Raw genomic sequence first — 6000 nt, 5'->3', positions numbered from 1 at the left:
ATGTCGCCGGGGCGGAGCTCGAAGCCGTCCCAGCGGTTGCTGTCGTACATACTCGTCTCGTAGCGGCGCACGGCCGTCATCCTTGCAGCGGATCCGATCCCGTGAGGCCCAGATGATTCACCGCACGACATCCTGCCGAGGGCTCAAGACTGAGCTTCCGAAGAGCGTCGCGCAACAGTACGTAGCGCAGCACCCGCCCATAATGTCCGATCTCGAACACTCCGCGAGGGCATCCTGAAGGCCAGAGGCTGAGCGCCGAACGGCGGCTACGCGCGCGTCTACCTTGGACCTTCCCGGTCCGGCACGTGGTGCGAGTGTGTCGCCCGCCTTGTGCGGTGCCCGCCGACGCGCCCGGTGGGCGGGCGCTGCTCTCGCCTGGCGGGGGATCAGGGTCGGCAGTCCCCGAGCCCACAGCCGTACTGGTGTGGTGTGACTGAGCGCTTCAGCTGGCGAAATTCGCCAACTCCGCGGTGAAGGCGTAATGCCAGGCCAGGCGCCGCCGTACTCTTGCTGATCACATGGCCATGGCAAGCTCGACGGCCGAGATGGGACGGAAGGTGGACAGCGCTGCCACCAGGTCAGCCTCGGCGATACTCGAACCGTTGAGCATGATCAGCGCATCGCCCGACCTGGCGAAGACGGTGACCCAGGAGGACCCGGCGCCGGTCCGGACCCATCGGTCTCCCGGGAGCGATTTGCATCGCAGCGGAACTCCAAAGTCCTCGGTGACCGCCAGGCAGGAATCCCACGGGTTTCCAGCCGCGGCGGGCCAGACCGTGACCTGGATCTCGGAGAATCCCCGACTCGGCGTGGCGTCCCGCCAGTACTCCAGCCAGGTGGACGGTTCCGGCTCCCGCTGCCCGGCGGCATTGAGATCCACGTGGACCAGCCGGTAACCCTGGATTGCTGGAGCGATCAGCGGCACGCCGGACCTCTCGAGGCTGCGGACGTCAAACCAGGCCAGGATTTGCGGCTTGTACTGCGCCGCGCCCCAGGATCCGAGGGGCACGGCTACGGCCAGGGCTACTGCCCACCAGCGAAGGGGCGACATCAACGACCACGCCGACAGGGCGAATCCGACCACACCACCGACCACGTAGACAGGGGCGACAAGGGCCGGTAGAGGGCCGAATAGCTCCGGCACCGGCGCCAGCACCGCGAGGGCACCAATGAGCAACCAAGCCGCAGCGCCCCCGACAGGACCGACCACGCCCCAGCGCGGCAGCCTGGCCAGTCGCGCGCCCACCGTGCCCAGGATTATCGCCAAGAGGAACATGGCCGGCGGGAGAACGGTCCCGTCGAGCTCTTCCCCTTGCATGTCCACCCAGATGATGGCCGTGGGGATGCCCGTCACCAACCCGATGAGGGCTGCACGTCCCAGGACAGCTTTGGTCGATAAATCCTGCATGCCCCTATTGTCACCGGGAGGCGCCCCGAACGGGCCCGGCCACGGTCAGTGTCAACAACCGTGGCTAGGTTCCAACGTGTCACGGCTCAGCATGGAGTCCGCCAACTGAAGTGCCCAGTCACGGGTGGGTGAAGGGCTACTTCTCGCCGGTGCTCTTGATGCCGGGCGCTTCTTGGGTCGGTAGCTGGGTCCGTCCATGAAGATTCCTACTACTGCTGCATGCACGCAGAAGCCGGGCCGCGGCAAGAGGCAGCGGCGATCTTCCTCATTCGCGGTCGGATTTGTGGAACCCCCGCTGACCTGATCCGCCGTGCCTGGACCACCCACCGCTGGGACAACCGACCTTCCCGAGGCCCATGAAGATCACTAATCCGTGCGGGTTCCAGGCGGCCTGGTTGAAGTGAACGGTTGATCCGATGACGCGGCCGTGGTGCAGCGCCAGGTCACGTCCACGGTGCGGTTCCCTTCCGAGTTGCCGTAGATATCGCAGTAGATCTGCCGGCCGTCGCACATATCAGAAGCACAACAGGTTCTTTATCCGTACTGGCCTCCCCGGCGGCAGCGAAGGCTCCAAGGGCTCGTCCAGGGGGACGTCCGACCAGTCGAATCGGAACGGGCCTTCGTTCGGCTCGGGTGGGATCCGGCCAATCAGCTCGAACGTGACGACCGGCCGCCCGGGGCGGTGGACATCCAATTCCAGCTTGATGTAGCCGTCGAGGTCCTCGCGGGTCAGGTCGCCGGTTTCGCGCAGTCTCGCTTCGGCGGCGTCCTGCGCGGCGGCGAGTGTTCTGAACACGTGGCCGATGTCGATCCATTCGGAGTTGCTGATCCGCGCTTCCTCGCGCAGCAGGGCGAACGCGTACGAGCGCGGGCTCGTCTCCAGGGCGGGTGGCGGACTGGTCTCGGCCTCAAGCATTTTGAGGCAGGTGTCCGCTTGTTCGTCGAACGGGTCGCGGCGCAGTGCCTCGCGGTAGGCGGCTACCGCACCGTCGCGGTCGCCGAGCCAGGCGAGCGCGTGGCCGAGGTGGATCGGCACGAGCGGATCTTCGGGATCGGCGTTCAGCGCCGCCCGCGCGGCCTCGGCGGCGCATTCGGCGACCGAGCGGCTCACGTCGTCCCAGTCGTCATCCTCCACGCCGTTGAGCGGCGGGCCTTCCAGGTCGTAGTCCCAGCCGGAGTTCACCTGGTTCTCCACGTCGGTGCAGAGGCGCATCTCGAACGCAGCGATCAGAGAGCGGCCTATCGCCACCGCCGCGTGCTCGGCGTGCTCGGCGGCGTCGTAGCAGGCGCGCGCCTCGGCGAGCAGCGCACCGATCTCGTCGGTGCCGTGGTCGTCCCAGAAGCGGTAGGCGCACTGGGCGAGGAGATCGAGGGCGCGTTCCACGTTCATCCGGGAAGCCTGCCATATCCGGAACATGCCTGTGTTACTCCACGCCCTTGTCTCGCCACCTATCCGCGCGAGCTCTTATGTGGGCCGGACCTCCTCCTGCCTTGCAACGGCTGGCCGCCGCGCAGGACGAACCCGATGACCTCGCCGCTGTGGGGGCCATCCGTACCGTCAGCGTGCCGGTGGGGTGGAGTGGGAGAGTCAGCCGGTCTGATCACCGGATCGGACCGATCGGCGTTCCCAGGCCAGAGCCGCGACCACACCGATGGCATAGGCGACCAGGTCCCATGGGTCGGGGAACGCACCGACCAGGACACCACCGATGCCCGGCGGGGTCATGCCGACTATCTGGTAAAGCTCGACGGCGGCGGCGATCGCGGCCGTGGCCAGGGTGCGGCGTGCGGCGGTGGTGCGCCACAGCAGCCCCAAGAACGCGTAGACCAGCATGGTGGCGCCGACGTCGCTCACGTATCCACGGACGAACGGTTGTCCCGGGCCCCGGTAGAAGAGGGTGAACGCGCCGACGGCGAGGGCGACGCCACCCAGAAGGACCATGGCACGGCGCATGAGATTGACGTCTTCTCCGAATCTCAACGATCAGGACGAACCTGATCATAGAGCTCGTCCCTTGTGGCGGCATGCTGCTTGCGTGTCCAGCAGAGACCGCATTGTGTTTGCTAGCTAGGGCCACGCTCGGGAGGAGGACACCGACACCAGGCGGGCGATGCCAGCGACGCCACCAGCACCGCCCACGCCCCGGCTGCCGCCGCCGCGCTGGACCGGCCATCCTGGGCCAGCCGGGAGCGGCGGCATTCTTTGGTGGCTCGCAGTCGCGCAGCAAGTACTTCAAGTAGTGTGAGCGACTACTTGACGCACAGTATCTGGGCGGCCGTACGGCATGTTGGGCAGGTCGGCGGTGGTGGCGTCCCGCTCGAGGTAGCGGATCGCCACGCGGGCACCATGGGTGGCGAGCACCCGGGCTGATCGCCGTGCTGATGCCGCCCGCCCCTGCGGCGGCCAGGCCGTTCTGGCCGGCCAGTCGGGGTCGATCGCGTCAGGAGACCTTGGACGAGGCTGCCGCCCAGGTGTTGCAGGAGGCCGGGTCGGCGGTGCGGAAGCCGGCCTTGACCCACCGCTTGCGGTTGGCGGCCTTGCCGTACTCGGCGGAGTCGCGGTAGAAGGACGACGCGACCTTCTCCCAGTCCCGCTCGGTCTTGCCCGGCAGCGGCCAGACGCTCTTGGTGAAGGCCGCGCCCAGGCATTCGGCCTGCTGGTAGATGCGCCGCCCCTGCTCGAGGTGCTCGGCCTTGCTGGCGGCTCTGAGGTCCTCGCCGGCGTCGTAGAGACCGGCCTGCTTCTGCACGTGGTAACTGTAGGTGTCGGCGATCGTGTTGAAGAGATCGAGGCCGGTAATGGGCCCGAGGAGCCAGTACTTGCCGATCTTGAAGGACAGCGTGCGGTCCCAGTCGCAGTACCACACCTCGGACGACTGGATTGTCTCGCCGTCCTCGGACCCGCAGTAGTTCTTGGGCAGGCGGGTCACGTACTGCACCTTGGCCGGCTCATAGGGCAGGCCGGCCTTCTGCAGGTGCTGTCCCCACGTGTTCTCCAGGCAGCGCAGGGCCTCGTTGATGTAGGTACGGGCCTCGGCGGGCGTCGTGGGCTCGTCCGGCAGGTTGTTACAGGTCGTGGTGGGCAGCGGCCCGGCCTGGTACAACGCGTTCTTGACGAGCACGGGGTTCTTCACGGGATACGCCGAGGCGTGCGCGGCCGCCGTGACGGTCAAGGGGGTGAGGAGGGCACAGGCGAGTGCCGTGATCTTGAGGGGCTTCACGATGGGGGAGAATAGGGCTTGCGGGGTTGGAGCGCCATATCGGTACCGGCCTGGAGCTGGAGCCATTGATCCGCGACTCACGCCGCTCGCCGGACGAAACGGCTAAGCCCTCACCGGCGAACCATCGGCTCAGGATCGTTCTCGTGCAGGCTTCCACATCTGACCCCTGCGGATCCGGGGTTGATCCTGGTGGGCTCGTCTATTCAACTGTCGCGAGTTGTCGTTCCCATGGGCCTGATGGTGACGTTCCATGTTCATCGTCGTCGACGCCGCCCTCATGGCGGTGGTCGACTCCCGGGCCACCGCCAGCGGAACGAGCCACGCGCCGCCGCTGTACGCGAACTGTCGAGGAGACCGGGATGACTTCGAGATTCTGTCATTTCTGTACGGGATTGCCGTTGACGTCGAGCGGCTTGCCGCTGGCGTCGAAGATGACATTCTTCCAGTACTGGTACCACTTGTCACCGACAACCGCCGGAACCTTGCCCTCGGGGTAGCGGGTGTAACCGGCGGGCGGTTCGTCCAGTACGGACACACACCGGCTGCCGGTTTCGCTGCCGATGAGCTTGACGGGGTAGTGGTTCTCGAGGCAGACGCGTTCTTCCCCCGCGCAGGCGGCGGTGGACAGGACAATGGCGATAGCGGCCAGCGCCAGGGAGTAGGCTCTGCTGGGCTTGGCGATAGAGTTGCCGACTCGGCTCTGCGTGCGCACGAGATTTCTCCTCACGTTCGATTACCGGAACCCATGACGTTTCACCCGAACTGGGCGCCCCTGCAGATACCGCGTTCCACCCCGTTCCACCCGCTGTCCCGGCCGTTCCATCAGGCGGCGTGGACACCGGCTCAAGCCAGCACTCATCAGGGCGCCGAATCCCTTCGCCCGCCGTCGTTCATCAGGCAGAACGGGACTGCACGGTTTTCGGCTCTGGCCCACTTTCGGTGGTGACGGAACGTGATAGCACGTGTCAGTCCATGGCTACCTTGGGGTGCTGTGTCAGCGTGACGCCGGTGTGACATAAAGGATCTTGCGAGTCTGGTGCTCCCGCACCTGGCCGGCCTGGCCATCGGCAGCGTTCAGCCCAGAGCAGGGACGATCGTGGTGCATGTCGCCTCCACGGGCGCGCCGGTGGCGTGTCCCGGCTGCGGGGCGGCCGGGCGGGTGCACGGCTATGTGGATCGGCAACTGGCTGACCTGCCGGTTGGTGGGCAGCGAGTGCTGGTGCGATTGCGGTTTCGGCGGTTGAGGTGTGCGACGGGTCGGGTGCGAGCGGCAGACGTTCCGGGAGCCGCTTCAAGAGCTGGCCAGACCGTATCAGCGCCGCACGATCGCGTTGGCCACGCAGGTGGAGGCGGTGGTGCGGGAGCTGGCCG

Annotated in this window: 5 protein-coding genes and 1 pseudogene; 1 reads left to right on the top strand and 5 read right to left on the bottom strand. The window is 66.8% G+C overall.

The genetic code is table 11. The annotated features are described in order from the left end of the window. Nucleotides 1-514: 514 nt before the first annotated feature. The 5 genes from IEZ27_RS52135 to IEZ27_RS52115 all read right to left on the bottom strand — a co-directional run bounded on the left by IEZ27_RS52135 (nucleotide 515) and on the right by IEZ27_RS52115 (nucleotide 5341). Nucleotides 515-1408, bottom strand: a complete 894-nt coding sequence (locus IEZ27_RS52135) for a hypothetical protein (protein WP_189654100.1) — start codon at nucleotides 1406-1408, stop codon at nucleotides 515-517. A 514-nt stretch (nucleotides 1409-1922) separates the two neighbouring features. Then, nucleotides 1923-2798 carry a tetratricopeptide repeat protein gene (locus IEZ27_RS52130; RefSeq protein ID WP_189654099.1) on the bottom strand — a complete coding sequence of 292 codons (876 nt, stop codon included), beginning with the start codon at nucleotides 2796-2798 and terminating at the stop codon, nucleotides 1923-1925. Between the two features lie 198 nt (nucleotides 2799-2996). Beyond that, nucleotides 2997-3350 (bottom strand): DUF2809 domain-containing protein, encoded by a 354-nt coding sequence (locus IEZ27_RS52125; protein ID WP_189654098.1) that lies wholly within the window; start codon nucleotides 3348-3350, stop codon nucleotides 2997-2999. A 499-nt stretch (nucleotides 3351-3849) separates the two neighbouring features. Beyond that, nucleotides 3850-4629 (bottom strand): neutral zinc metallopeptidase, encoded by a 780-nt coding sequence (locus IEZ27_RS52120; RefSeq protein WP_189654097.1) that lies wholly within the window; start codon nucleotides 4627-4629, stop codon nucleotides 3850-3852. A gap of 376 nt (nucleotides 4630-5005) precedes the next feature. After that, nucleotides 5006-5341, bottom strand: coding sequence for an SCO0607 family lipoprotein (locus tag IEZ27_RS52115; RefSeq protein ID WP_189654096.1), 336 nt, complete (start codon nucleotides 5339-5341; stop codon nucleotides 5006-5008). Nucleotides 5342-5665: 324 nt separating this feature from the next. Between IEZ27_RS52115 and IEZ27_RS55760 the strand changes: the two are divergent. Beyond that, a pseudogene (locus tag IEZ27_RS55760) lies at nucleotides 5666-5869 on the top strand (transposase family protein); the annotation flags it as partial. Between the last annotated feature and the right edge of the window lie 131 nt (nucleotides 5870-6000).

The organism is Nonomuraea spiralis (genome assembly GCF_014648435.1).
Classification (GTDB): domain Bacteria; phylum Actinomycetota; class Actinomycetes; order Streptosporangiales; family Streptosporangiaceae; genus Nonomuraea; species Nonomuraea spiralis.
Note: the sequence above shows the minus strand (reverse complement) of the source record. Positions and strands in the feature narration are given on the sequence as shown.

Excerpts from the sequence above, each read along its gene's own strand:
- IEZ27_RS52135 (WP_189654100.1), bottom strand. The coding sequence starts at position 1,408 with ATGCAGGATTTATCGACCAAAGCTGTCCTGGGACGTGCAGCCCTCATC.
- IEZ27_RS52130 (WP_189654099.1), bottom strand. The coding sequence starts at position 2,798 with ATGAACGTGGAACGCGCCCTCGATCTCCTCGCCCAGTGCGCCTACCGC.
- IEZ27_RS52125 (WP_189654098.1), bottom strand. The coding sequence starts at position 3,350 with ATGGTCCTTCTGGGTGGCGTCGCCCTCGCCGTCGGCGCGTTCACCCTC.